Genomic DNA, 21933 nt, shown 5'->3' with positions numbered 1-21933 from the left:
TGCCTCATCGCATCTTGAGGCGGCGCCAGAGTTCCGCGTAATTGCGGTCGTTCTGCACGTCAGCAGCCGCCTTTTCGGTGGTGTTGGGGCTGACCATGATGAAAGGCTCGTAACCCTTGTCCATCATCTTCTGAGCGGTCGCCGCATTGATCGCTTGACCGATGGCGATCGCGATCGAAGTCGATGTGGCCCCGACCCGACCCGCCAGGCCGTCGATCTCAAGGCCTGCGTCACCCTTGGGAACGCCGGTGTCGATCACCACGTCGGCAAGTTCGTAGAGCCGCTTTCCGCAACTGTGTCGCGACGGGGTCGAAGAGGAATGCGGCACCGACGTCACTCCGATGACCTTCATGCCGCGTTCCTTCGCGCCGACGGCGATATCGAGCGTAACCGCATTGAGGCCGGAGTGGGAAAAGATCAGCATCGCATCGCCGGCCAGAAGCTGGTGCGACGACAGGATCGCGTCTCCGTATCCTTCCCTGCTGTGGATGAAACGGTACTGGCGCGCGCCGCCGTCGCCCAGCACCCGGTGGAACGAGATCATCGTGCTCTCGACGATCGGCCGGAAGCCGGTGACGGTGCCGGTGCGCGGAAACATCTCCATGGCGGCGAACGAGCCGTGGCCGGTGCCGAAGGTGAAGACCAGCCTGTCATCCATGATCGTTTCGGCGCAGATTTCGGCGGCTGCCTCGATTGCGTCGCCTTGCGTGTCGGCGACCGTCTGCAGGCGGCCGATCAGCGTTTCGAAATAGCTTCCGGCAATATCCGTCATGTCAATTTCCTCTTACTTTTCTTGTTGTTGCCGCAGAATGTTCAGGCAATGCCCTTGAGCGCGATATCGAAGAGCATGTCCTCTCCGGCGGCCAGCGGTTCGGCCCCGAGTTTCTGCTGCGTGATGGCATCCACGGTGCCAAGGCAGAGGCTCGCGCAGGATACGCCGAGCACCTTCGCCGCCGTCAGCAAGGCGGAGGTTTCCATGTCCGTCGCCATGACGCCCCGGTCGGCCAGCATCTGGCGATTGGCGCCCACGCGATCGCGGCTCGTTTCGTCCAGGGCAAACATGTCCCGGTAGAAGGCGTCGAACGTGGCGTAAAGACCGGCATGGACAGTCTGGCCAAGGTCTTCGGCGACCGACTTCAACTGCGCCACGAACACCGGATCGGCCAGAACCGGATCATTCGTCTCATCATAGGCTGGAGACGTGCCGTCGAAGCCGATAGCGTTTTCGCTCACCAGGAAGTCGCCGGCTTTCGCGGGCGGGAAATACATGGCCGTGCCGATCCTCAGGAACTTGTCGACGCCGAGATCGGCGAGTTCATGCAGCACGATCGTCGCGATCGGCGCGCCCATGCCGAAGGAGACAACCGTCACGCCGTATCCGTCATAGTCGCCGACGACAGTCTTCAGCCCGCGGCTGACCGGCAGGAACCGGGGATTTTCGAGCTTGTTCGCAAGGCGGTCGACCCGGTCGGGATCGCCGACCAGAATGGCCCTTTTCTCCACCGCATCCTGGCGGTGACCCAGATACCAGGCCGTCTTCATGCCAATTTTCCCCCTGACCTTTCAACAAGCAGTGTGCGGACATCCGCAATGCCGCAACGGGCGGCTTCAACCGGATCGTCGACGCCGGAATTCCATGCGCCGAGAAAACCGCCGGCGAACGTATCGCCCGCCCCGGTCGTGTCGAGCGCCGACACGGGCTCGACCGCGATTTCTGTTCTCTCGCCGCAGCGTTCGACGACGACGCCTTCCGCGCCTTGTGTCTCGACGATCAGCACGTCGTCGCGCGTCTCGGCGATAAGGCCGCGTTCATGGCGGTTGCAGAAAATGATTTCCGCATCGGCTGACAGGCGGCGGCAAATCTCCGGCGTGAAACAGTTGAGATCGTTTTTCAGCACCCAGGACAATCGGCCTTGCGGGTTGCGCGCCGCCAGAATGGCGTCCATCAGATGCCCCGGTCCAACCGTGACGCAAAGGTTTTCGGCTTCCGCGACAACCTCGGCCTGATCGTCTGTCAGCCTTTCAGCGCCGCCAAAGGCGGGATCATAGAGGCAGATGCAACTGCCGTCCGACTGGTAGATCAGCATGGCTGACGGGGCTCTTTCGCCCTCGATCCTGTCGACGCCGGCTGTGCTGACGCCCTTCTTCTCCAGCGCAGAGACGAAGAGATCGCCCTCGCGGTTGGCGCCGGTCCAGCAAACCGGAGAAGCCGTTACCCCGTGACTGACGGCCGCTGCTGTGACATAGGCGGGACAACCGCCAAGACGCGGCCAGTCCTCGGCGGACCGCCACTTGATATGCGTGGTGGCGTTGCCTTCGGCGCGCCCCGACAGGGCGACCGGATAGTCGAGGCTCGCATACCCGGTCACGGCAAGCTGCGTCATGCCAGCATCTCCAGTGCTTCGGCCGTGTCGACGACCTTGCCGAGATAGCGGTCGATATCCTCAAGCGACGCCTTGGCGAGATGCTCGCGGTTGGAATTGGTCGCGTCGCCGACGACCACCACTTCGAACCCGTGCGCAAAGGCGTCCTGGGAGGTGGCGCGCACGCAGACATTGGTCTTAACGCCGCAGATGACGACGCGTTCGACGCCCTGTTCGTTCAGGAACAGTGCAAGCTCAGTGGCGAAGAAGGCGCTGAAGCGACGCTTTACGATCTCGATTTCGCCGGCGGCGCCCGACGGTCCGAAACCCTCGAAGAATTCGGCGTTGAAGCCGCCGGTCACACAGTGACGCGGCAATCGCTTGTCCTCGAAATCCTCGAAGCCTTCCCGGTGCCGGTCGGCGACGTGAACGACGACGACGCCATTCGCATTCGCCTTTTCGATCAGCGCCCGGATATTCGGAACCACGGATTGCGCGTCCGGATACGTATTCTCGCCGTCGGGATGCAGGAACGAGTTCTGCATGTCGATCACGATGAGTGCGGTCTTGGTCATGCCAATGCCTTTCTGCGGCTCGCGCGCCACCCGGCGATGCACAGCGCCACCAGAACCATGAGATAGGGAATGGTGCCGATGAGCTTGGGCGGCAGGCCGGCCGTCTGCATGCGGATCTGGGTCGCCTCCAGAAAGCCGAAGAGCAGGCAGACCATGGCCGTCGCCACCGGCCGGTCGCGACCGAAATAGAAGGCTGCGAGCGCAATGAAGCCGCGTCCCGCCGTCAGCCCCTCGTTGAAGAGACCGATCGAGGCGAGCGCCAGATGCGCGCCGCCAAGGCCCGAGTAGAAGCCAGCGAAGCTGGTTGAGAAATCCTGGATCGACTTCTGCGGCAGACCCATGGAGCGCGCGACCTGCGGAGCATTGCCCGTCACCCGGACCCAGAGGCCGATCCTGGTGCTTGCCAGCAGAAACGGCAGCACGGCGACCGTCGCCCATGCGAAAACCGTCAGAGGTTCAAGCTCGGCAAGCGCTCGCCCTATGATTGGGACGCCGGAAACGGACTCCGGCAGGAAATGCGGCAGCAATTGCACGTCGGGAAGCCTCAGCGTGCCGCTGGATTTGTAGACCCATGTCAGAATGAAGCCGAGGAAGCCCGCGACGAAGACGTTGAGGCCAAGGCCGGCGACGATCATGTTCGCATTGGCGCGGGTGATGACCAGCGAGAACAGCAAGCCGACGAGGGCGCCCGCCAGCGCGGCCGCGATGACGGCGACAAGCCAGCTTCCGGTCGCCGACGACACGACGACGGCGACGAAGGCGCCGGTGAGCATCTTGGCGTCGAGCGCAATATTGACGATGCCGGCCTGCCTGTTGACGAGGCCGCCCATGGCGGCGAGCAGGATCGGCGTCGTCATGACGATCGAGGCTGCGATGATCTGTTCGACGATCATGGAGCGGCCCTCCGCGTGAGCAAGCGCAGCCGGCCGATCTCGACGACGGCGAAGATCATGACCGTGCCCTGAATGATATTCACCAGATCGAGCGGGATGTTGGAAAAGAGCTGGATCGTCGTGCCGGCTGAAGCCAGCGCTCCGAACAGGATCGCGCCCAGCACAATGCCGATCGCCGAATTGCGCCCGAGCAGCGCGACAGCCATACCTGTAAAGCCGTAGCCCGGGGAAAAGCCGTCGCTGAAACGGTGAAGCTGGCCAAGCGCGTGCGAGGCGCCTCCGAATCCGGCGACGACGCCGGAAAGCACCATGACGAGGATGATGCTCGCCGGCACGGAAATGCCGACCGCGCGGGAGAAGCGCTGGCTGTAACCCACCATGGCGGCGGAAAAACCGGTCGGCGTGCGGCGGGTCCAGACGGCGTAGGCGATGACGACCAGGATGCCGACAATGAAGCCGGCATGCAGCGTCGAGGGCGGCATCAGCCGGGTGAGTTCGGCTGCTTCGTGAACTGGCGGCGTGACGTTGTTGCCGGAGACTTCCGAAAGCAGAGGGCCGTTGACCAGGTAGCCTGTGACGCCGAAGGCCACGAAATTCAGCATGAGCGTGGAGACTACCTCGTCGACCTGCAGTTTCGCCAGCAATACGCCCGGAATGTAGAGCCAGATCGCGCCGACAAGGGCGGCGAAGGCGAACGCGCAAAGGATGATGGCAAAGCCCATGCCGGCCGGCAGGCTGAAACCGATGAAGGCCGCAGCGATCCCGCCGACGACGAACGCGCCTTCCACACCGACATTGAAGACCCCGGTGCGGAAACAGATGGCGGTCGCAACCGCGGTGAAGAGCAGCGGCGTGGCGGCGGACAGCGTCGCGGCGATGCGCCGTTCCGACCCGAAGGATTCTTTCGCCATGAGCGAGAAAATATCGATCGGGTTCTCGCCGATCACCAGCAGGATGACAGCGGCGACGACAAGCGCCACGATGAAGGGAAAGGCAAGCCCGAAACCCTTTTCGAACCATAGGCTTGGCGACATCGCCGAAGATTGTGATTCAACGGAAGCGTCAGCCATCGGCGTGCCCCTGTATCACCATCATCCGGCCGATCTCGGCAATGTCCGTGCCCTTGACCGGCGCCTCGCCCACGATGCGCCCGGCAGCCATCACGACGATCCGGTCGCAGAGATAAAGCAATTCCTCAAGTTCCTCAGAAACCAGTAAAACCGAGCCGCCGTCGTCGCGAAACTGCAGCAACAAGTTGTGAATCGCAGCAATACCGTTGAGATCGACGCCGCGTGTCGGCTGCGAGACCACCATCACTTTCGGATCGGAGGCGATTTCGCGGGCGAAGACCAGCCGCTGCTGGTTGCCGCCGGAAAGGCTGGAGACCGGATCACTCAGGCGTCCGTAGCGGACATCGACGCTGGCGAGCCGCTCGGTCGCGACACGCCGCTTCTGCTTCAGGCTCAGGAACATGCCTTTCCCGATTGGCGGCCGGTCGTGGCTGCCGGCCACGACATTGTCTTCCACTGGCGCGAGCGTCGCGAGCCCCTCATGTCGGCGGTCGGCGCTGATATAGGCGATCCCCTTGCGCCGTCGCTCACCGTTCGTGGCGTGGGTGACATTGCCGCCCAACAGCTCCACCCTGCCCTTCGAAGCGGACCGCAGGCCCACCAGGCATTCGACCAACTCGTCCTGGCCGTTGCCGGATACGGCCGCCAGCCCGACAATTTCGCCCTTGCGAACCGAGAGCGACACGTCGTGCAATGGATGTGATTTTTCAAGCGACGGGGCTTCGAGCCCGGCCACGTTCAACACGACCTCGCCGTCTCCGGTCCCGCTGCGGGAGGCGCGCCCCGTTTCGATCAGCGACGTATCGTTTCCCCCGACGATGTAGCGGGCGATCGTGTCGCTGTCGGTCTCGGCGACATTGGCGGAATGGGAGACCTCGCCGCGGCGGATCACGGTCACGCGGTCGGCAAGCGCCACCACCTCTTTCAACTTGTGGCTGATGAAGAGGATGGTCGTTCCCGCATCGCGTAGATTTCTCAACAGCACGAACAGGTCTTCCACCTGTTGCGGCGCGAGCACAGCGGTCGGCTCGTCAAGGATCAGAATGCGTGTCCCGCGGCGCAGCAGACGGATGATCTCGACGGTCTGCTGGATATGGACGGGCGTTCCGCCGGCCCGGCGACGCCAGTCGACTGTCACGCCCGTTTTCTTCGCCAGTTCCTCGCCGGACTGCAGGGCTTGCGCCCAGTCGATCCGCGACAGCGGCCCGGCGGCGAGCGAAACCGGCTCGTCTCCGAGCACCAGGTTTTCAAGCAAGGTCAGGTCGGGCGCCAGCATGAACTCCTGGTGGACCATGCCGATTCCTGTTTCGAGAGCCTGCTGGGGCTGCGAGAAACGAACTTCCTGATCGTCAACGATGATCGCGCCGCTGTCCGGATGCTCCATGCCCTGCAGAATGCGCATCAGCGTCGACTTGCCAGCGCCGTTTTCACCAACGATCGCGTGGATCTCGCCCGGCGCCACGGAAAGGGAGATATCCCTGTTCGCCCGCACCGGTCCGTAGGATTTGGAGATGTTTCGGGCGCCAAGCCGAACTGTCGCATCGGCGCGGGCCGTCGCCGCTTCCGCCATGGATTTGCTCTTCGTCAAACAGGATCGGGGCAGTTAAAGCCCCGATCATTCGCCTTCATCGATCTTACTTGAAAAAGTCCGGATAGCCCTGCGCAGAGACGTCCCAGACTTCAATCTTGCCGTCGATGATATCCTGCTTGAAGGCTTCGACCTTCTCCAGATATTCGGCCGGGATGATGTCCTTCGTATACTCCATGTCGGAGAGCGCGACGCCATTCTGGGCGAGGCCGAAATCCATCACTTCGCCGCCGGGAAACTCGCCGGCAGCATAGCCCTGGACGATTTCGTCGACGGCGACGTCAACGCGCTTGATCATGCTGGTGAGCACGCTGCCAGGCACCATGCCGTCCTGATCGGTGTCGACGCCGATTGCGTAGTGGCCGGCGTTCTTCGCAGCTTCGATAACGCCGATGCCGGTGCCTCCGGCGACGTGATAGACAATGTCGGCGCCCTCGTCGAACATGGCGTTCGCCATCTGCTCGCCCTTGGCCGGGTCGCCAAAGGATTCCGCATAGGCGACCTTCACCTCGATGTCCGGATTGATGGCCATCGCGCCCTGGATGAAGCCGACCAGGAACTTGTCGATGCCCGGCGATTTCACTGCGGCGATCACGCCGATGATCGGTTCTGCGTTTATGCCCTTGATGGAAGTGTCGGTGGTCACCTGGGCGGCCAGCGCGCCGGCGAGAAAAGACCCTTCATGTTCGGCGAACACCACGGAGGCGATATTGTCGCCCTTGCGGGTCTGGTTCATGATCACCCAGTCGGTGTCCGGATAGTCGACGGCGAGTTTTTCCATCGGTTCGCCGTGGATCCATTCCAGGCTGATCACCAGGCCGAAGCCGGCGTCGGCGGCGCGGCGCATGATTTCTTCACCTTGCGCGGCGACGTCGTTCGATTCGATCGGACGACCTTCAATGCCGGTTGCTTCAAGCCCTGCTTCAAAACCTTCAAAAGCGGTGTCGTTCCACGATCCATCGCCCAGACCGCCTTGGGAAATGATGAGCGCGGCAGGCGCAACATCCTGGGCCGTCGCGGGCATCGCCGCGGCTGAAAGCGCCATTGTGGCGCCGATTGCAAGTGCAGACAGTTTCTTCATGTCACAGTTCCCTTCTTCAATTGTCGGAATTGTCGATCCGTGTCTTCAGACTCACGACTTGCCCGGCCGGGGATGAGGAACGTGTGTCCCTGCCCCGGACAAGGCGCATGTCGTAAGTGTAGTAGTCTCCGTGATAGACGGCTTCGACGGCCTCGATGAGCTGGCCGTCGCGATCGAAGCTCTTGCGAAAAACGACCATGACCGCAGCCGGGCCGGAAAGGCCGAGCAGACGCCGCTCTTCGTCATTGGCCAGCCGCGTGGTGACGCGCTCCTGCGCTTCGTCTGCGGCGAGACCTATGTCCTCGAACGAACGGTAAAGCGAAAAGCCGGGATCCTTCAGCGCTTCGGGCGCTTCGCCGTTCAACGCCGGGATCCGCATCGCGACCGTCGACGGCACCAGAGAGTGGTGGACCGCGCACGGCACGTCGTCGACATGGCGCAACCGGATCAGCGACACGGCCGGCTGGCCGCAATCGAATTCCCGGATTTCTTCGGGCGTCGCCGCCCGCAAATCGACAAGCTGCTGTGAGGAGCGATGGCCACCCCCGGCCGCCGCTTCGGTGAAGCTCAGGAGACCTCCTGCACGCCTGTGCAGGGAAGGCCTGGCAACAAAGCTTCCCGACCCCTGATGGCGGTGGACGATGCCCTCGCTCACCAATTGCTCCACGGCCTTGACCACCGTTCCCCTGCTGACACCGAACTCAAGGCACAACTCGGCCTCGCTGGGCAAACGGTCCCCCGGGATCAGGTCGCCGTCATGAATACGGCTCCTGAGAAGCTCGGCCAGAACCTGATAGCGCGGCTTGACGTTCGGTCTTTGCATGAGGGCAGACTAGATATGACCAGTTGACTAGTCAAGTTGGAAGTTAGCACTATCCTCGTCATCTGCGAAAAGCATCATACAAGTGCTGAGAGTCGTTCTTCGGTTTCCGGCATGCGTTTCAAACTCGCGTTGATACGATCGCGCCAGCGGGGACCGCGCGACAGTGCGTCCTCATAGGCTTCCGCAAGTTCTTCCGGACGATCCTCGGAAAGAACTGTCACAAGAAACTCAGCTTGGGCGCGATCCTTCTTGGCCTTTAGTCGATCAGGCCCACCATGACGGCGGTCGGCCACGATAAGTTTGTGGATCGCAAAGCGCTCGGGCCGCGGAATTTGAACAAGAACACCGGACCGGTAGAGGGCAACGGCATACAGGGGGTCTGCGATTAGAAAGTTGAGGTAGTTGAGCGCCTGTGCGCTTACCCCCAGTGCAGGCAGAGGCTTGACCTTTTCGTCGCCAAAAGCGGGCGTCAGGAACTCCACCATTGCCTGGGAATTGCTTTGCCGCCATCTCCAGACCTGCCGATCGGTTATTCCGGGAACAGGTTCGAATTTGAGCATCTTGAGTATTTCGGCAGGGCTCTCTTCCACCTTGTCTTGCAAAACAAGTGAAAGCCGTTGGAAACTGGCGAAATCAATATCGCCCGTTTGGGCCAGTTCCTCATAATCCATGCGCACACCCAGATCACCCTGATAGAGACCGTAGGCAGACGTCCCGATGAGTGTGCCGCCAAGTCTGAATACTCCTGCTCTCGAAAATGCGAGAAGCAGCGAACCGGTCTCGCGATCTGTAGTGATGAAACCTTCGGCTCGAAGTGTCTTGGCCAGTGTAGCCATTCGCTTTTGTCTGTCTTTTGACTCAGCCTTCAGCGCTTCTGCGCGGTTCAGGCGCGCGCGCAGTTCCGGTTTGTCTTCTCCAAGATACCGGCTCTTCATTTCGGTTCCTATTCGAAACCGGTCATACAGGTAGGTGCGTCCGTTTCGCTGCCGTTCTTCTACAGTCCCAACCAGGCTGGACGCCTTCTCATCCAGGTGAAGACGGAGCAAATCTTGATAAGCCACAACGGCCGCGCGGCTTTGGGCGATAATTTCCATGCTGCAACCTCTCTTTGTGTGCAGCAAACTATTTATTGATGCACACAAATTCAAGTGTGCAGCAAAAAAATTCCTGATGCACACAATTTAGCGACCAGCATTGCAAGCTATTGAAAGGGAGGGAAAAAGCGATCTTTGCCTTGTCGATTTGCCGGAGGGGCAATCCTGCATTCCATATGAACTTGATTTTCCGTCCATATGAACCTAAATTGAACTCCAATTGGAGCCACACATGGAAAACGCCGTCATTCAGCGGTCAGCAGGCGATGTCCAGGCCGTCGCGCTCAAGGCCTATGGCAGGATCGCTCAGGCGTGGTCGCTGACGGGTCGGGAGGCCGCGGCCCTGGCCGACATGTCGGAATCGACCTGGAAACGCGCGCGCAAGCCGGGTTTCGCCGGCGATCTGACGCGGGACCAGATGCTGCGCCTCAGCGCCCTGACGGGTCTCTACAAGTCGCTGGAACTCTATTTCAATCCGCCGATCGCCCAACGATGGGTGAAGCTTCCGAACCGCGGCCCGGAGTTCGAAGGCCGAACGCCGCTCACCACCATGATCGATGGCGGCCTGCCCAAAATCCTGCGTGTGCGCGCCTATCTCGACGCCTTGCGGGGCGGCGTTTGAAAATCACCGGCGTCAATGATCGCGGGCTGATCCGGCTCATCCCTGAAACCCGTCACAAACCGCCTGTTCTGCGCGGCCTCGTCGACACGGACGAGGAAGCCGCCATTCTGGCCGAACTCGAGGGCGAAACCAGCGCGCGCCTCGTCGCCGAGCGCGACGGCGGCCCTGCCCTCGATCGGCGCGAGCTCGTCTTTGCGCGGCGCGCGCATGACCTCAAGGTCTATGGGCAAACCCATATCAACGCGGCCTTCACCTATACGCGACCGAGCGGCAACCGTTTCAACAGCGGCGACCGGGGCGCCTGGTATTGCAGTTTTGATGTGCTGACATCCGCTGAAGAAGTGGGTTTCCATCGCACCAGGGAACTTGCAAACATCGGGATCTACGAGGACGAGGCGCGCTATGTCGAACTCCTGGCTGACTTTATCGGCGACTTTCCAGATCTCGACGGCGCCCCGGAGCATCCGGCGCTCGATCCCGATCCGGATATCGGTTATCAGGAGGGTCAGGCGCTTGCGAAGACGCTTCGCCGGCAGGGATATCGCGGACTGCTCTATCCTTCGGCGCGGCGGCCGGGCGGTCGGTGTTTTGTCGCCTTCGATCCGGGCATTGTCCAGAATGTACGCCCCGGCGCAAGCTGGAAGCTGATTTGGAAGGGCGCGCCCGACTTCTCCATCGAGGGAACTTGAAGCGAAAGCACATGGATTTCAGCCTTCCGAAAATGTTCGCCGTTATGGCGCTGCTGCCTGCGCTGCAAGCTTGCAATCCCGCCTATTACGCCAGTTCCGTTGGCGGCCATATCAAGATCGTGTCGTCCAGCCAGCCGGTGGACAGGCTTCTGGAGCGTCGCGACATCAACCCGGATCTGAAGGAGCGGCTCGCGATATCACGGGAGATACGCGACTACGCGTCGGAGCAATTGGCCCTGCCGGACAACGCCAGTTACCGGCGATATGTCGACACCGGCAGAGAGTATGTGTCGTGGGCTGTGTACTCGTCGCCGGAGTTTTCCGTCGGCTTCAACACCTGGTGTTTCCCGGTCTATGGCTGCGTTCCCTATCGCGGCTATTTTTCAGAACAGGCCGCGGAGGCGTTCGCCGAAACCCTGCGCGAGCAGGACATGGACGTCTATGTCGGCGGCGTGCCGGCCTACTCATCGCTCGGCTGGTTCGACGATCCATTGATGAACACGATGATCATTCGCGGAGACATCTATCTTGCGGGCGTCGTGTTTCATGAGCTCGCTCACCAACGAGTCTATGTCCAGAACGATTCGAACTTCAATGAGGCCTTCGCCGTCACGGTAGAGGAAAACGGCGTCGAGAAATGGCTGCGCGAGCGCGGCGAGGACGCTGTCTTGAAAGACTATGAAGCGGGTCTGCGACGCTACAAGGATTTCCAGATTCTGGTGGCGGAAACACGCCAGGAGCTTGCAAGGATTTACGCATCGGACATTTCAGTCGAGGAAATGCGCACTGCCAAGGCAAGGGAGATCGAGCGTTTGCAGGCGCGGTATCATCAATTGCGGGACGGAAAATGGAAGGGGTATCGCGGCTTCGATCGCTGGTTTGACGAGCCGATCAACAACGCCAGGCTTGCGACCATATCCGTCTATGGCGATCTCGTATCCGACTTCAAGAGATTGTTCGATCTTTGCGCCGGCAATTATGAACGGTTCTACGGCGCAGTCGAATATCTGGCGCAACTTGAGAGGAGCGAGCGGGAAGAGGCTTTGAAAACAGCTTCGGCCTGCTTGGCAGGTAGAATCTAGATAATTCGATTCGCTGCTTATTGCGTCTCCCCCGCCTGGACCGAACGTCCATAGCGGGGGAAACTGAAAAGCCTACTGGCTGCCCGGCGAACCAGCGGTCAATTCTTCCATCACATTGTCGAGCGAAAAGCTGCCCGGCTTCTGGCGCGGCGGGAATTCCTTGAAGCTCTGCAGCCACCGTCCAACATAGGCTGCGGCCGGAGCGATGGCGAACATGTGTTCAAGATACCATCTCTGAAATCCCATAGCATGTTCCTGCTCTGCTCTCTCGAAGGGGTCCATCCGAAGATTGGTCAACAAGGGAGCGCGCAGTGTTTCGAAAGGCCGCTGCCAAACTTCCAGACCCTCCGCGTTCTGCTTCATGAAGGTCACCTTCCAGTCGTCGTAACGCAGGGCCGCAACGTCGCCGTCGTCGGTCCAGTAGATGAAGTCGTGACGTGGCCAGTCGCCTTCGCCCTTGAAGGCGGGCAACAGATTGTAGCCGTCCAGGTGCACATGATAGTCGCGGCCGATTGCCTGAACGTCGCCTTCAAGCAGCTGTTCCTTGATGTCGGGATTGCCTGCCGCGGCGAGCAGCGTCGGCAACATGTCCTCATGGGCGGCAAGGTCGTTGATCACGGTCCCGGGTTCGATCACGCCCGGCCAGCGGATCATCGTCGGAACCCGGAAGCCGCCTTCCCACTGGGTGTTCTTCTCGCCCTTGAACATGGTCGTTCCGCCATCGGGCCAGGTGAACGTCTCCGCGCCATTGTCGGTGGAATACATCACAATGGTGTTGTCGGCGATTCCGAGTTCGTCCAGCTTGTCGAGCAACTGGCCAACATCCGTGTCATGCTGCGCCATGCCATCGGCGTAGATGCCGTACCCTGTCTTGCCTTCCCATTCGGGAGACAGATGCGTGAAGATGTGCATGCGGGTGGAATTCCACCAGACGAAGAACGGTTTGCCCTGCTCGTGCGCCCGGTCGATAAAATCAAGCGCGGCTGCCGTGGTTTCCTGGTCGACGGTTTCCATACGCTTGCGCGTCAGAGGCCCCGTGTCTTCGATGTCCCCGTCGGCGGAGGATTTGATGACGCCGCGCGGCCCAAATTTCTCGCGGAATGCCGGGTCCTTCGGATAATCCGGGTTTTCAGGCTCTTCTTCGGCATTCAGATGGTAGAGGTTGCCGAAGAACTCATCGAAACCGTGATTTGTCGGCAGCATTTCATCGCGATCGCCGAGATGGTTCTTGCCGAATTGTCCCGTGGCGTATCCCAGAGGCTTCAGGAGGCCGGCGATCGTTGGATCCTCGACCATCATGCCTTCAGGAGCGCCCGGCAAGCCTACCTTAGTCAGACCGGTCCTTATCGGCGACTGGCCTGTAACGAACGCCGCGCGGCCGGCCGTGCAGCTTTGTTGGCCGTACCAGTCGGTGAAGAGAGCGCCTTCCTGTGCGACCCGATCGATATTCGGCGTGCGGAATCCCATCATTCCATGGTTATAGGCGCTGGTGTTGAATTGACCGATGTCATCACCCCAGATGATGAGGATGTTTGGCTTGTCCTCTTGAGCATGTGCGAGTGTGACGCCTATAAGCAGAGCGCCGATCATGTAAAACAGTCGCATCTTTTCCTCCGAAAATGAAAAACAAAGGTTAGGGAACGCACGCACCCTATCTGTATTGCAGCAATGTTAGAAGAGCCTTTGGCAGAAACTAGAATTTCTTTCTATTCAGAGATCTGCGCTTCCTTCTACATGGCAAGAATTCTTGCAGAATTTGGCAGAGGCGTTCTAAGTCAACCAGCCTCGTGAACAAGCCTTTGATACAGATGCCAGGTCGCATGCCCGAGGATCGGAAAGATGAAAATCACACCGAGAAGCAGCGGCGCGACGGCCAGCAGGGTCAGCGCGCCTATGATCGCGCCCCAGCCCAACATGACCATTGGACTTTTATGAACGGTCTTCAAACTCGTGATCATCGCGGTCACGAAGTCAACGTCTTTGTCGAGCAGCAGCGGCATGCCGATGACTGTTATCGAGTAAAGAACCGTCGCCAGAAATGCGCCGACAAGCGTTCCGACAATCAGAAAACCGGCGCCTTCGCTTGTCGTCAGCACGACGGCGACAAGGTCGTTCATGGATGACACGGACTGCCACTGCAGAAAGATCGCAAACAAAAGCCGCACCTGATAGGCCCAGATCCAGAAGACGAACAGAACGACAAACGCCATCCAGCCGAATTCGCGGCGTTGCTGATTGAATACGACCAGAAATATGTCCGATGCGGTAAAGGGTTCGGAACACGCGAGCCGGCGCGACATCTCGTAAAGCCCCGCCGCCAAAAAAGGCGCGACGAGCGGAAAGCCGACGCTGACAAGCACCACGAACCAGATTTGCTGGAATACGAGAAAGCCCGAGAGCAAAACGGCGCCGAGCAGAGCATAGAACAGCCCGAAAAACAGACTGAGACCGGGTCGAGCCAGGAAATCCTGCGCCCCGGCGCGCAAAGCCAGTTTCACGTCTCCGAAGGTAGCGGCCTTGACCGCCAGCTTTATCGGTTGAGCCGAATAATGTTCCTGTTGACCAGCGGCCATGGTTCCGGGGCCTCCCCACCCCGCGCTCGGCTAGCGCCTCGCGCGCCCACAGACTAGATCAAGGCGCGCGTAAATAAAACGGCGCCGTAAACTCAAATCTTGAAACAAAACAGGAACAAACTGATGCATGACGCGCCGAACTGTGCTATAAGGAGAATAGCCCGCCAGCCGTCTCGGAAGTAACCGAAACCGAGCCCGATGGTGTGTCATGGACGAAAAAACCGGATTCCCGAAACAAAGCCAGACCGCAAATCGGCATTTCCCGAAACAAAGCCAAATTTACGCCAAGCCCCCGAAATTCTCCTATCATTTTGTTTTTATTATGTTTTTAATTTCACATCAGCAAACCTCATTTCACCGTCATGCAGAAAACATGTCTTCGAAAAGAGTCCGGGCTCGATCCTGTTCGGCGCATTGATGTCTCCGATCTCCGGCAGAGGTCGGATTTCGGGATCGTAAGACCGATGAACCTGTGAAAGGAAAACAAGGATAACGCCCCGTGTTCTTGCAAAGTGTTGCAGATCTTCCATCTGGACTGAAAGTTCTGGATTGCTGCGCTGCTGGTCGAGAATTTGCAGATAATCAACAACGGCCAGCGTTCCAGGCGGCGCAAGCTTCAATGTGTCCATGATCAGCGCTGCGCTGATGTCTTCGGAGGTGACAATGGTCAGGTTTTCTAAAGACGCCTGGGGTGCAAGCGACGCCAGCAATGCAGACGCCTCTTTTTGAGTGTAGACGAGTGAAAAGAAAGCCGCCGTGCGCTTCAGCGCCAGAGCTTCGATCAGGATCTCGAGACCGAGCAGGGTTTTCCCCTGCCCCGGGCGCGCGCCGAGAAGAACAAGGTCGCCGTCACTCAGCCGCGCGAGAATTGACCTGGCCGGAGAATCTTGCGCCGCTGCTGCGGCAAGCAGGCTCCATTTCGAAAATCCCTCTCGGCGAGCAACCGTGTCGAGCGCCTTGCCGAGACTGATTTTCTTTTCGCGCGAAAGCAGCCTGGCCTCGCGTTTCAACCAGTAAACGGGAGAAGAAAATTTCATTCGGAGAACCTCCGTTGCGAGCAAAAACGCAACCCCTCCTCATGCGCGCGCTCGAACAGACGGTTCGACAATGAAACTGCCCCGTATGTTGGATACTTCCCCGATCGGAGGGAGGGAGGCGCGGGCCGAGCCTGATTCGAAAGGTTACAGGCGGCGGATACCCAGGGCAAGACAATCTGCTTGCCGAAGGTTGCTGCCTGTCGGGTCAGGAAGGCGCGTCAATACGACAACGGACCCATTTGGCGCCAGACCTCGTATACTCGAGCTTGCCTGCTGTAAAATGGTGGACTTCATGGCGCCGGAAAGTATCGGCGCTTTCGGCTGGCTTGACCGCCAGTTAAAACAAGAAGGACCCTGCACATGAACGATAAAAACTGGCCTGCAACAGGCAACTGTCGATGTGGACGTGTCCGCATCGAGATATCCGCCCCTCCGGTCATGACCGCGGCATGCCATTGCCGCGGTTGCCAGCGAATGAGCGCAAGCGCCTTTTCCCTGACTGCGATGGTCCCGATGGGGGATTTTCATGTTGCGGAAGGCGAGCCGGTGAAGGGAGGCATAATGGGACCGCGACTCGACCACTTCTTCTGCCCGGACTGCAAGACCTGGATCTTCACGCGGATCACAGGCATGGACAATCTGATCAATGTACGGCCGACGATGTTCGATGAACCCGAATGGAGCCGCCCCTTTATCGAGACCATGACGTCCGAGAAGCTGCCGTGGGCGCAGACCCCCGCCCTTTACAGCTACGAGGGTTTCCCGACGCCGGAGAGTTTCCCCGCTCTTCTGGAAGAATTCGCAAACCGTCGGTAGGGCGCGTCGTCAGACCGGTAAACTGATGCAGCCATCGGGTTTTGTCATGAACACGAAAGCCAAGGTCTGCTATTACGAGCGCCATGCTGTTCCTGATCTCCTTCTCGGGCCTTCCGGGCGTCGGAAAATCAACGATCGCCAAAGCTTTGGCGCGTGACATTCCGGCCGTCTACATACGGGTGGATTCCATTGAAGCGGCGCTCAAAGTGAGTGCGCTTGGCGTTCCTGATGCCGAAGACGCCGGATATCTCGCGGCAGCCAACATCGCAAGGGACAATCTTGCGCTTGGTCAAAACGTGGTCGCTGATACGGTGAACCCGGTTTCGGAAACACGGGCGCTCTGGGCTCAGGTCGCCGCTGACTGCCGCGCCATGCTGTTGAACGTCGAGATTGTATGTTCAGACGAGAACGAACATCGCCGCCGCGTTGAAACGCGAACAAGCGAGATCCGGGGACTGGTCTGTCCAGACTGGGGCGAGGTTGAGCAACGGCTCTATCAGAAATGGACGCAAGACCGGCTGATACTCGACAGCAGCGCACTCCATGTCAGCGAAAGCATTGCGAAGATCATCGAATATATGAACACAATCGACTGAACCGTTCGAGGCTTTCGCGAGGATCAATGTTTACGGAGCAACAGCGGCGACCCATACTTGGAAGACGAACAGCAAAGAGGCGCCGGATGTCTGGAATTTCTCCGTTGGAGCTCGATCTCACGCAGTTGCGCGAGGCGATAGCACAAGGCCGGTGGACCGCCCGCGAAGTGGTCGAGGCTTCGTTGTCCAGAATAGAATCGGTCGACGGGGATTTGCATGCATTCTGCACACTGGACGAATCCGCAATAGCGCAGGCGGAGAACGTCGATCGTCGGATCGCCAACGGTGAGACCGTGGGGAAACTGGCGGGAGTTCCGGTTGCCATCAAGGATCTGATCTGCACCGGCGGATTGCGCACCACCTTCGGATCTCGTCTCTATGAAAACTTCGTTCCTGAGCAGGACGACATCGTGGTCGAACGCCTCAGGGCGGCGGACGCGATCATTATCGGAAAGACGAACGCGGCCGAATTCGGCTACGGCGCCATGGGCGAAAATCACATATTTCCGACAACCTGCAATCCATGGAACCTGACGCTGACCTCTGGAGGCTCAAGCGCAGGTTCGGCGGCGGCGATCGCGGCCCGGATGGTCCCGCTGGCGCTGGGCAGCGACGGCGGAGGCTCGGTTCGCATTCCTGCGTCCCTGTGTGGCGTTTTCGGAATAAAGCCCTCCTGGGGGCGCGTGCCTCTCTATCCCGGTTGCCGCGACGAGAGATTTCCGGGCCAGTCGAGCTGGGAGACGCTCGAACACATCGGGCCTTTGACGCGAAACGCGGCTGATGCGGCGCTTGCCTTGTCGGTGCTGTGCGGTCCCTCTGCCTATGATCGGCACTCGATCCCCTCACAGGATGTCCATTGGGAACTCAGCGACTTCGAAACCATGAAAGGGGTTCGGATCGCTTTCACGAAAGACCTTGGCTACGCTCTTGTCGATCCGGAGGTCGGCGCGGCGTTCGACAACGCCGTCAACCGGCTGCAAACAGTGGTGGACTGCGTCGAAAACAAATGCCCGGCGGTCGGCGGAGCCGAGGGTCTTCTGGACACGCTCGTGGCGCTTGAAACGGATCGCGCCGGTCTCAAGGCAATGGCCGCCGATCAGGGCGTTCAACTGGATGGCTGGCTCGGCAGCATCCTCGAGCGCGAATGGAACGCCGATCAGTTTACCGCCGCGCTCATGGAACGAAAGCGCGTGGCCAACGCCATGGCCAGGTTCATGAACGAATTCGATTTTCTGATAACGCCTGCGACGGCGACAGCCGCGTTTCCGATCGGCTCATTCGGACCCTCCGAGATCGCGGGACGGCCTGTGCCCCCGTCCGCTTGGACGACATTTTCCCCGCTTGCCAATTTGACGGGGCTTCCCGCCGCATCGGTTCCCGTCGGATATACGAGCGACGGCCTCCCGGTTGGCTTGCAGATCATGGGCCGCCATCTCGACGATCAAGGCGTACTTACATTGTCCGCTCTTGTAGAGCACCTGTTCCCGCGTGATCGTTGGCCCGGTCCCGAACTGGAATCAGCATACACAGCAAAAGCGCGTCATGTTGAAACCATGGACAGTTGTGCTAATACCGCCTCTTCCAGATAGTTGATCGCACCGGATTACGACGACGGAAGTTCAATGGACGCACAGTCACTCCACACATCGAGGGATCTGCTTGACCTTCCGAGCGCCTATGAGGCGCCGACGAGCGAAACGGAAAAGAAAATCGCTTCGATTTGGCGCGCGGTTTTCGAAATCAGCGACATCGGAATCGACGATGATTTCTTCGATCTTGGCGGCGACTCCGTCAAGGCGACGCGCATTACCGAGGAGATCAACCTCTCCCTTGGCGAAAGTTTCAAGGCAGGCCAGATCGTTGAAAAGCCGACAATCCGCGACGTCGCGGCGGCAATCGATCGCGACAGCGCCGGAGACAATGCGGACAAGTTGGCCTCCCATATCCTGACCGTGCGCAAAGGCGGCGATCATCCGCCCCTGTTCATCGTGCACGGGCTGGCCGGCTTCTTTTTTCCGAATGCCGAATATATGAGCGCTTTCCGCGACGACCAGCCGATCTACGCCTTTCAGGTTCCGGGCTTCGACGGGCAGATGGAGCCCCTCGGCACGGTGGAGGAGATTGCCGAAGAATACGTCAAGGCGGTGCTGGCGGTCGATCCGGACGGCCCCTGGCATCTTGCCGGCATGTGTTCGGGATGCTGGATCACCTTTGAAATGGCGCTCCGGCTCAAGGAGCATGGCAAGGAGCCGGGCCGCGTTATCCTGATCGATCCCTATATCGAGCGCGGCAGAATGCGCGAGCAGTTCGAGACAAATCGTCGGGTCGGAGCGTCAGGTCCTGTCGCTTTCGCCGCCTCGGCCTTGTCGAGAGCGCGGCTCGCCTATACGCGCCTGAAAAGCAAGATCGGAAATTATCGCGCGACCGGTTTGTGGATCAGCAGCACGGACCCGAAAGCGTTCGATATTCCCGAAGTGCGGCAAAAAATTCTCGAAGATGGCCGGAAAAACCGGAAACAGCCGACCAGGGATGAGGACGTCACCGGCAAGGAGCGTTTCCAGAACGAGGCGCTGATCAACAAGCACCGCTCGGACACCGGCGTCTACGCATCCGAAGTCCTGCGATACGCCTTCTATCGCTACAGCACCGATCATTCGATCGAAAACCATGTCGACATCATCGCCAGCGAGCATCTGAAGAAGAAGCTGAAAAACCCGCATCACCCGGTCTGCAGAGCGATGCCCAATCACGATATCATCGTGGCCGGCCGCAGGCATGACGACACCGTATCGACGACAACTTCGCTCAACAGCTCCATCATGCAGGATCTGATAGCCAAGCCCATCGGGCAGGCTTGAACGTCAATGGAAGCGCAGACCATGGACACGGAGCTTATTGCCCGGGACGATCTCGGACTGGACAACCCTCACGCGCCGCCGGAAACCGTCGTCGAAGAAAAACTGGCCGGCTTCTGGCGCGAGATCTTCGGCATCGAAGGGATCGGGATCGATGACGACTTCTTCGATCTCGGCGGCGATTCCGTCAAGGCGACCAGGCTGACCGAGACCATAAAACAGGAGCTCGGCAAGAGCTTCATGGCCGGGCAAATCGTCAAGAACCCGACCATTCGCGAAATCGCCGCGGCGCTCGAAGCCGCCGGAAACACGCAACTGCCTTCGCACGTTTTCGCCTTGCAGACAGGCGGAACGAAAGCGCCTCTGTTTCTCGTGCACGGCGCCGCCGGGTTCTTCTTCCCCCATGTCGACTACATGCGGGCCTTTCATGACGACCAGCCGGTCTACGCCTTCCAGGTGCCAGGTTACGATGGCCAGATGAAGCCGTTCGACACTGTCGCAGACATTGCCGACTGCTATCTAGACGCCATCCTGCAGGTCAGCCCGGACGGCCCGTGGCATCTTGCCGGCATGTGCTCCGGCTCCTGGATCGTTTTTGAAATAGCCCGCCGTCTGGAGGAAAGCGGCAAGAGGCCCGAGAGGATCATTCTTATCGATCCCTTTATTGAAGACGGCCGGATGCGTGATGAATATGAGCGGGCAAGACGCGATCATTCGGGAAGCCTGACAGCGCAGATCGCCTACGCCAATACGCGTATCAAGTCGTTCACACGGAGCCTGCGCCAGAAATTCACCTGCTGGCGCGCGACGGGGCACTGGATCGATCCGATCGACGAGAAGGCGCTCGCCATTCCGGTAATCAGGGAGTGGCTGCTGAAGGAGCGACACGACTTTGTCTCGGCAGACGACATTGACGCAACGAAGTCGCATGAGGCTTTCGAAGGCGAGACGCTGATCAACGCCTACCGCTCAGACGAAGCAATCCTCGCGTCCGAAAAACTCAGACGCGCCTTTTTCGCCTACAGTTCGGACAACAGCATCGCCAGTCACGTCGACATCATCGCCAGCGAATTCCTCGACCGGCGACTGAAAAACCCGATCAACCCGTTGCGGCTGATGATGCCGAACCAGACCGTTATCGTCCAGGGCGCGACCCACATGGACACAGTGTCGACGACCACGTCGGACAACAGCGATATCATCCAGCGCCTGCTGGACGAACCAATCACCGGCGTCTAGCTCAGCCGTTGCTCACGGCTTCCAGATGATCAGCGAATGAAGGCGCGTTCATGAGCGCCTTGCATCGTTCGAAACGGCCGACCGAATAGGCCCAGAAATCTTCCGCCGGATTGTCATCGGCGTGCTGGATCAGGCCCCAGAGCGTCCAGAGCAGGTCGCACATCGCCTTGTAGATGACCACCCTGCCCCGCTGCGCGGCCGTCGGCTCCTGTCCGAAATAGGCGCGCAGCATTTCATCGTCCTGCGCCTCGTCGAACCCGGCCTCCACGGACACATCCCCGACGTCCCAAAGCGGATCGTTCATGCCCGAATATTCCCAGTCGACAATCCACATGACGGTCCCGTCGTCGAGAAAATTCTCGCAGAGCGGATCGCAGTGACAGGGAGCGAGCGCCACTGGCGCCGCCTCAAGCGCTTGCTTCACTGGCTCGGCCGCGGCGACGATGTCGTGGTATCCGTCCGGCAGCGTGGCCTCCTTGTCAGCCAGAACCTTCAGATACTCCTCGATCATCGCGAAGAGCTCGAAGCGAAATTCGAATGTCTCGCCTGAGTTATGGAGCTTGCTCAGCGCCTCCCCCGCGCGGGCTGGCGACCCCGCCCTGGTCCTGAACAGATCCGGCGACATGGTCTCGATATCGTCGATCGCGCGGCTGATCATGACGCCGGAATCCGGGTCGCCCCACAGCACTTCCGCCGACACGCCGGCGCGCCAGGCGGCCTTTGCATTGTGGAGTTCGACCTTGCGGTCGATATAGGCCTCGGTTCCGGCGCCTGGAATACGAACGATGACGGACTGCCCGCCGGTCGCGACAAGGTAGACCTTGTTGGTCATTCCTCCCAGTCGTTTGATCGCGCAGTCCTGCGCCTCGACAGCCTCGAATCCGGGCGCATTTCGTAGAGCCGCGACAACGGCGCCGGTGTCTTCATTCGTCATCGT

22 protein-coding genes are annotated in these 21933 nt (G+C 59.8%); 8 read left to right on the top strand and 14 right to left on the bottom strand.

Annotation, left to right across the window (positions count from 1 at the left end):
* Window positions 1-4: 4 nt before the first annotated feature.
* The 10 genes from AAFN47_RS14255 to AAFN47_RS14210 form a co-directional block, all read right to left on the bottom strand.
* Window positions 5-772, bottom strand: coding sequence for a sugar isomerase domain-containing protein (locus AAFN47_RS14255; RefSeq protein WP_499809912.1), 768 nt, complete (start codon window positions 770-772; stop codon window positions 5-7).
* 41 nt (window positions 773-813) lie between these two features.
* Complete coding sequence (locus AAFN47_RS14250) at window positions 814-1542, bottom strand: phosphorylase family protein (RefSeq protein WP_499809911.1); 729 nt, start codon at window positions 1540-1542, stop codon at window positions 814-816.
* Window positions 1539-2384, bottom strand: coding sequence for a carbohydrate kinase family protein (locus AAFN47_RS14245; protein ID WP_499809910.1), 846 nt, complete (start codon window positions 2382-2384; stop codon window positions 1539-1541). The genes AAFN47_RS14250 and AAFN47_RS14245 overlap by 4 nt, the downstream gene beginning before the upstream one ends.
* The gene (locus AAFN47_RS14240; RefSeq protein ID WP_499809909.1) at window positions 2381-2938 is read right to left on the bottom strand and encodes a cysteine hydrolase family protein; all 558 of its coding nucleotides are present in this window, start codon (window positions 2936-2938) and stop codon (window positions 2381-2383) included. The genes AAFN47_RS14245 and AAFN47_RS14240 overlap by 4 nt, the downstream gene beginning before the upstream one ends.
* The gene (locus AAFN47_RS14235) at window positions 2935-3831 is read right to left on the bottom strand and encodes an ABC transporter permease (RefSeq protein WP_499809908.1); all 897 of its coding nucleotides are present in this window, start codon (window positions 3829-3831) and stop codon (window positions 2935-2937) included. The genes AAFN47_RS14240 and AAFN47_RS14235 overlap by 4 nt, the downstream gene beginning before the upstream one ends.
* Window positions 3828-4901, bottom strand: a complete 1074-nt coding sequence (locus tag AAFN47_RS14230) for an ABC transporter permease (RefSeq protein ID WP_499809907.1) — start codon at window positions 4899-4901, stop codon at window positions 3828-3830. Before AAFN47_RS14230 ends, AAFN47_RS14235 begins: the two co-directional genes overlap by 4 nt.
* Entirely contained in the window at window positions 4894-6471 is a 1578-nt protein-coding gene (locus AAFN47_RS14225; RefSeq protein WP_499809906.1) for an ABC transporter ATP-binding protein, read from the bottom strand. Before AAFN47_RS14225 ends, AAFN47_RS14230 begins: the two co-directional genes overlap by 8 nt.
* Window positions 6472-6535: 64 nt before the next feature.
* Window positions 6536-7570, bottom strand: a complete 1035-nt coding sequence (locus AAFN47_RS14220) for a BMP family lipoprotein (RefSeq protein WP_499809905.1) — start codon at window positions 7568-7570, stop codon at window positions 6536-6538.
* A gap of 16 nt (window positions 7571-7586) precedes the next feature.
* Window positions 7587-8393 (bottom strand): GntR family transcriptional regulator, encoded by an 807-nt coding sequence (locus AAFN47_RS14215; protein WP_499809904.1) that lies wholly within the window; start codon window positions 8391-8393, stop codon window positions 7587-7589.
* Window positions 8394-8467: 74 nt separating this feature from the next.
* The gene (locus AAFN47_RS14210; RefSeq protein ID WP_499809903.1) at window positions 8468-9487 is read right to left on the bottom strand and encodes a nucleotidyltransferase family protein; all 1020 of its coding nucleotides are present in this window, start codon (window positions 9485-9487) and stop codon (window positions 8468-8470) included.
* Between the two features lie 232 nt (window positions 9488-9719).
* Here AAFN47_RS14210 and AAFN47_RS14205 point away from each other — a divergent pair, with 232 nt between their 5' ends.
* Genes AAFN47_RS14205 through AAFN47_RS14195 form a run of 3 tightly spaced genes read left to right on the top strand, consistent with a single transcriptional unit; the run spans window position 9720 to window position 11880 of the window.
* Window positions 9720-10109 carry an MbcA/ParS/Xre antitoxin family protein gene (locus tag AAFN47_RS14205; protein WP_499809902.1) on the top strand — a complete coding sequence of 130 codons (390 nt, stop codon included), beginning with the start codon at window positions 9720-9722 and terminating at the stop codon, window positions 10107-10109.
* Complete coding sequence (locus tag AAFN47_RS14200) at window positions 10106-10798, top strand: RES family NAD+ phosphorylase (protein WP_499809901.1); 693 nt, start codon at window positions 10106-10108, stop codon at window positions 10796-10798. Before AAFN47_RS14205 ends, AAFN47_RS14200 begins: the two co-directional genes overlap by 4 nt.
* Window positions 10799-10809: 11 nt before the next feature.
* On the top strand, window positions 10810-11880 hold the full coding sequence (locus AAFN47_RS14195; protein WP_499809900.1) for an aminopeptidase: 1071 nt from the start codon (window positions 10810-10812) through the stop codon (window positions 11878-11880).
* Between the two features lie 72 nt (window positions 11881-11952).
* Here AAFN47_RS14195 and AAFN47_RS14190 read toward each other — a convergent pair whose 3' ends face one another.
* The 3 genes from AAFN47_RS14190 to AAFN47_RS14180 form a co-directional block, all read right to left on the bottom strand.
* Window positions 11953-13485 (bottom strand): arylsulfatase, encoded by a 1533-nt coding sequence (locus tag AAFN47_RS14190; protein ID WP_499809899.1) that lies wholly within the window; start codon window positions 13483-13485, stop codon window positions 11953-11955.
* 170 nt (window positions 13486-13655) lie between these two features.
* A complete protein-coding gene (locus AAFN47_RS14185; protein WP_499809898.1) occupies window positions 13656-14453 on the bottom strand; it encodes a DUF2189 domain-containing protein in 798 nt (265 codons plus the stop codon).
* A 320-nt stretch (window positions 14454-14773) separates the two neighbouring features.
* Window positions 14774-15490: a DNA helicase gene (locus AAFN47_RS14180; protein WP_499809897.1), complete on the bottom strand. Its 717-nt coding sequence runs from the start codon at window positions 15488-15490 to the stop codon at window positions 14774-14776.
* Between the two features lie 360 nt (window positions 15491-15850).
* Here AAFN47_RS14180 and AAFN47_RS14175 point away from each other — a divergent pair, with 360 nt between their 5' ends.
* The 5 genes from AAFN47_RS14175 (at window position 15851) to AAFN47_RS14155 (ending at window position 20996) form a co-directional block, all read left to right on the top strand.
* Window positions 15851-16306 (top strand): GFA family protein, encoded by a 456-nt coding sequence (locus tag AAFN47_RS14175; RefSeq protein WP_499809896.1) that lies wholly within the window; start codon window positions 15851-15853, stop codon window positions 16304-16306.
* Between the two features lie 83 nt (window positions 16307-16389).
* Window positions 16390-16902 carry a P-loop nucleotide/nucleoside kinase family protein gene (locus AAFN47_RS14170; protein WP_499809895.1) on the top strand — a complete coding sequence of 171 codons (513 nt, stop codon included), beginning with the start codon at window positions 16390-16392 and terminating at the stop codon, window positions 16900-16902.
* Window positions 16903-16988: 86 nt separating this feature from the next.
* On the top strand, window positions 16989-18491 hold the full coding sequence (locus tag AAFN47_RS14165; RefSeq protein WP_499809894.1) for an amidase: 1503 nt from the start codon (window positions 16989-16991) through the stop codon (window positions 18489-18491).
* A 33-nt stretch (window positions 18492-18524) separates the two neighbouring features.
* Complete coding sequence (locus tag AAFN47_RS14160; RefSeq protein WP_499809893.1) at window positions 18525-19760, top strand: thioesterase domain-containing protein; 1236 nt, start codon at window positions 18525-18527, stop codon at window positions 19758-19760.
* A 21-nt stretch (window positions 19761-19781) separates the two neighbouring features.
* Window positions 19782-20996 (top strand): thioesterase domain-containing protein, encoded by a 1215-nt coding sequence (locus AAFN47_RS14155; protein WP_499809892.1) that lies wholly within the window; start codon window positions 19782-19784, stop codon window positions 20994-20996.
* Between the two features lies 1 nt (window position 20997).
* Here the strand turns inward: AAFN47_RS14155 and AAFN47_RS14150 are convergent, their stop codons facing one another.
* The gene (locus AAFN47_RS14150) at window positions 20998-21930 is read right to left on the bottom strand and encodes a choline/ethanolamine kinase family protein (protein WP_499809891.1); all 933 of its coding nucleotides are present in this window, start codon (window positions 21928-21930) and stop codon (window positions 20998-21000) included.
* Between the last annotated feature and the right edge of the window lie 3 nt (window positions 21931-21933).

The organism is Hoeflea sp. CAU 1731, from assembly GCF_039888615.1.
Classification (GTDB): domain Bacteria; phylum Pseudomonadota; class Alphaproteobacteria; order Rhizobiales; family Rhizobiaceae; genus Flavimaribacter.
The sequence above is the reverse complement of the archived record's forward strand: the minus strand, read 5'-3'. Positions and strand labels throughout refer to the sequence as shown.

Coding starts and splice junctions, on each gene's coding strand:
- AAFN47_RS14160 (WP_499809893.1), top strand. CDS start 18,525: ATGGACGCACAGTCACTCCACACATCGAGGGATCTGCTTGACCTTCCG.
- AAFN47_RS14180 (WP_499809897.1), bottom strand. CDS start 15,490: ATGAAATTTTCTTCTCCCGTTTACTGGTTGAAACGCGAGGCCAGGCTG.
- AAFN47_RS14150 (WP_499809891.1), bottom strand. CDS start 21,930: ATGACGAATGAAGACACCGGCGCCGTTGTCGCGGCTCTACGAAATGCG.
- AAFN47_RS14225 (WP_499809906.1), bottom strand. CDS start 6,471: ATGGCGGAAGCGGCGACGGCCCGCGCCGATGCGACAGTTCGGCTTGGC.
- AAFN47_RS14205 (WP_499809902.1), top strand. CDS start 9,720: ATGGAAAACGCCGTCATTCAGCGGTCAGCAGGCGATGTCCAGGCCGTC.
- AAFN47_RS14175 (WP_499809896.1), top strand. CDS start 15,851: ATGAACGATAAAAACTGGCCTGCAACAGGCAACTGTCGATGTGGACGT.
- AAFN47_RS14240 (WP_499809909.1), bottom strand. CDS start 2,938: ATGACCAAGACCGCACTCATCGTGATCGACATGCAGAACTCGTTCCTG.
- AAFN47_RS14165 (WP_499809894.1), top strand. CDS start 16,989: ATGTCTGGAATTTCTCCGTTGGAGCTCGATCTCACGCAGTTGCGCGAG.
- AAFN47_RS14235 (WP_499809908.1), bottom strand. CDS start 3,831: ATGATCGTCGAACAGATCATCGCAGCCTCGATCGTCATGACGACGCCG.
- AAFN47_RS14170 (WP_499809895.1), top strand. CDS start 16,390: ATGCTGTTCCTGATCTCCTTCTCGGGCCTTCCGGGCGTCGGAAAATCA.
- AAFN47_RS14230 (WP_499809907.1), bottom strand. CDS start 4,901: ATGGCTGACGCTTCCGTTGAATCACAATCTTCGGCGATGTCGCCAAGC.
- AAFN47_RS14185 (WP_499809898.1), bottom strand. CDS start 14,453: ATGGCCGCTGGTCAACAGGAACATTATTCGGCTCAACCGATAAAGCTG.
- AAFN47_RS14190 (WP_499809899.1), bottom strand. CDS start 13,485: ATGCGACTGTTTTACATGATCGGCGCTCTGCTTATAGGCGTCACACTC.
- AAFN47_RS14195 (WP_499809900.1), top strand. CDS start 10,810: ATGGATTTCAGCCTTCCGAAAATGTTCGCCGTTATGGCGCTGCTGCCT.
- AAFN47_RS14245 (WP_499809910.1), bottom strand. CDS start 2,384: ATGACGCAGCTTGCCGTGACCGGGTATGCGAGCCTCGACTATCCGGTC.
- AAFN47_RS14255 (WP_499809912.1), bottom strand. CDS start 772: ATGACGGATATTGCCGGAAGCTATTTCGAAACGCTGATCGGCCGCCTG.
- AAFN47_RS14220 (WP_499809905.1), bottom strand. CDS start 7,570: ATGAAGAAACTGTCTGCACTTGCAATCGGCGCCACAATGGCGCTTTCA.
- AAFN47_RS14155 (WP_499809892.1), top strand. CDS start 19,782: ATGGACACGGAGCTTATTGCCCGGGACGATCTCGGACTGGACAACCCT.
- AAFN47_RS14210 (WP_499809903.1), bottom strand. CDS start 9,487: ATGGAAATTATCGCCCAAAGCCGCGCGGCCGTTGTGGCTTATCAAGAT.
- AAFN47_RS14250 (WP_499809911.1), bottom strand. CDS start 1,542: ATGAAGACGGCCTGGTATCTGGGTCACCGCCAGGATGCGGTGGAGAAA.
- AAFN47_RS14215 (WP_499809904.1), bottom strand. CDS start 8,393: ATGCAAAGACCGAACGTCAAGCCGCGCTATCAGGTTCTGGCCGAGCTT.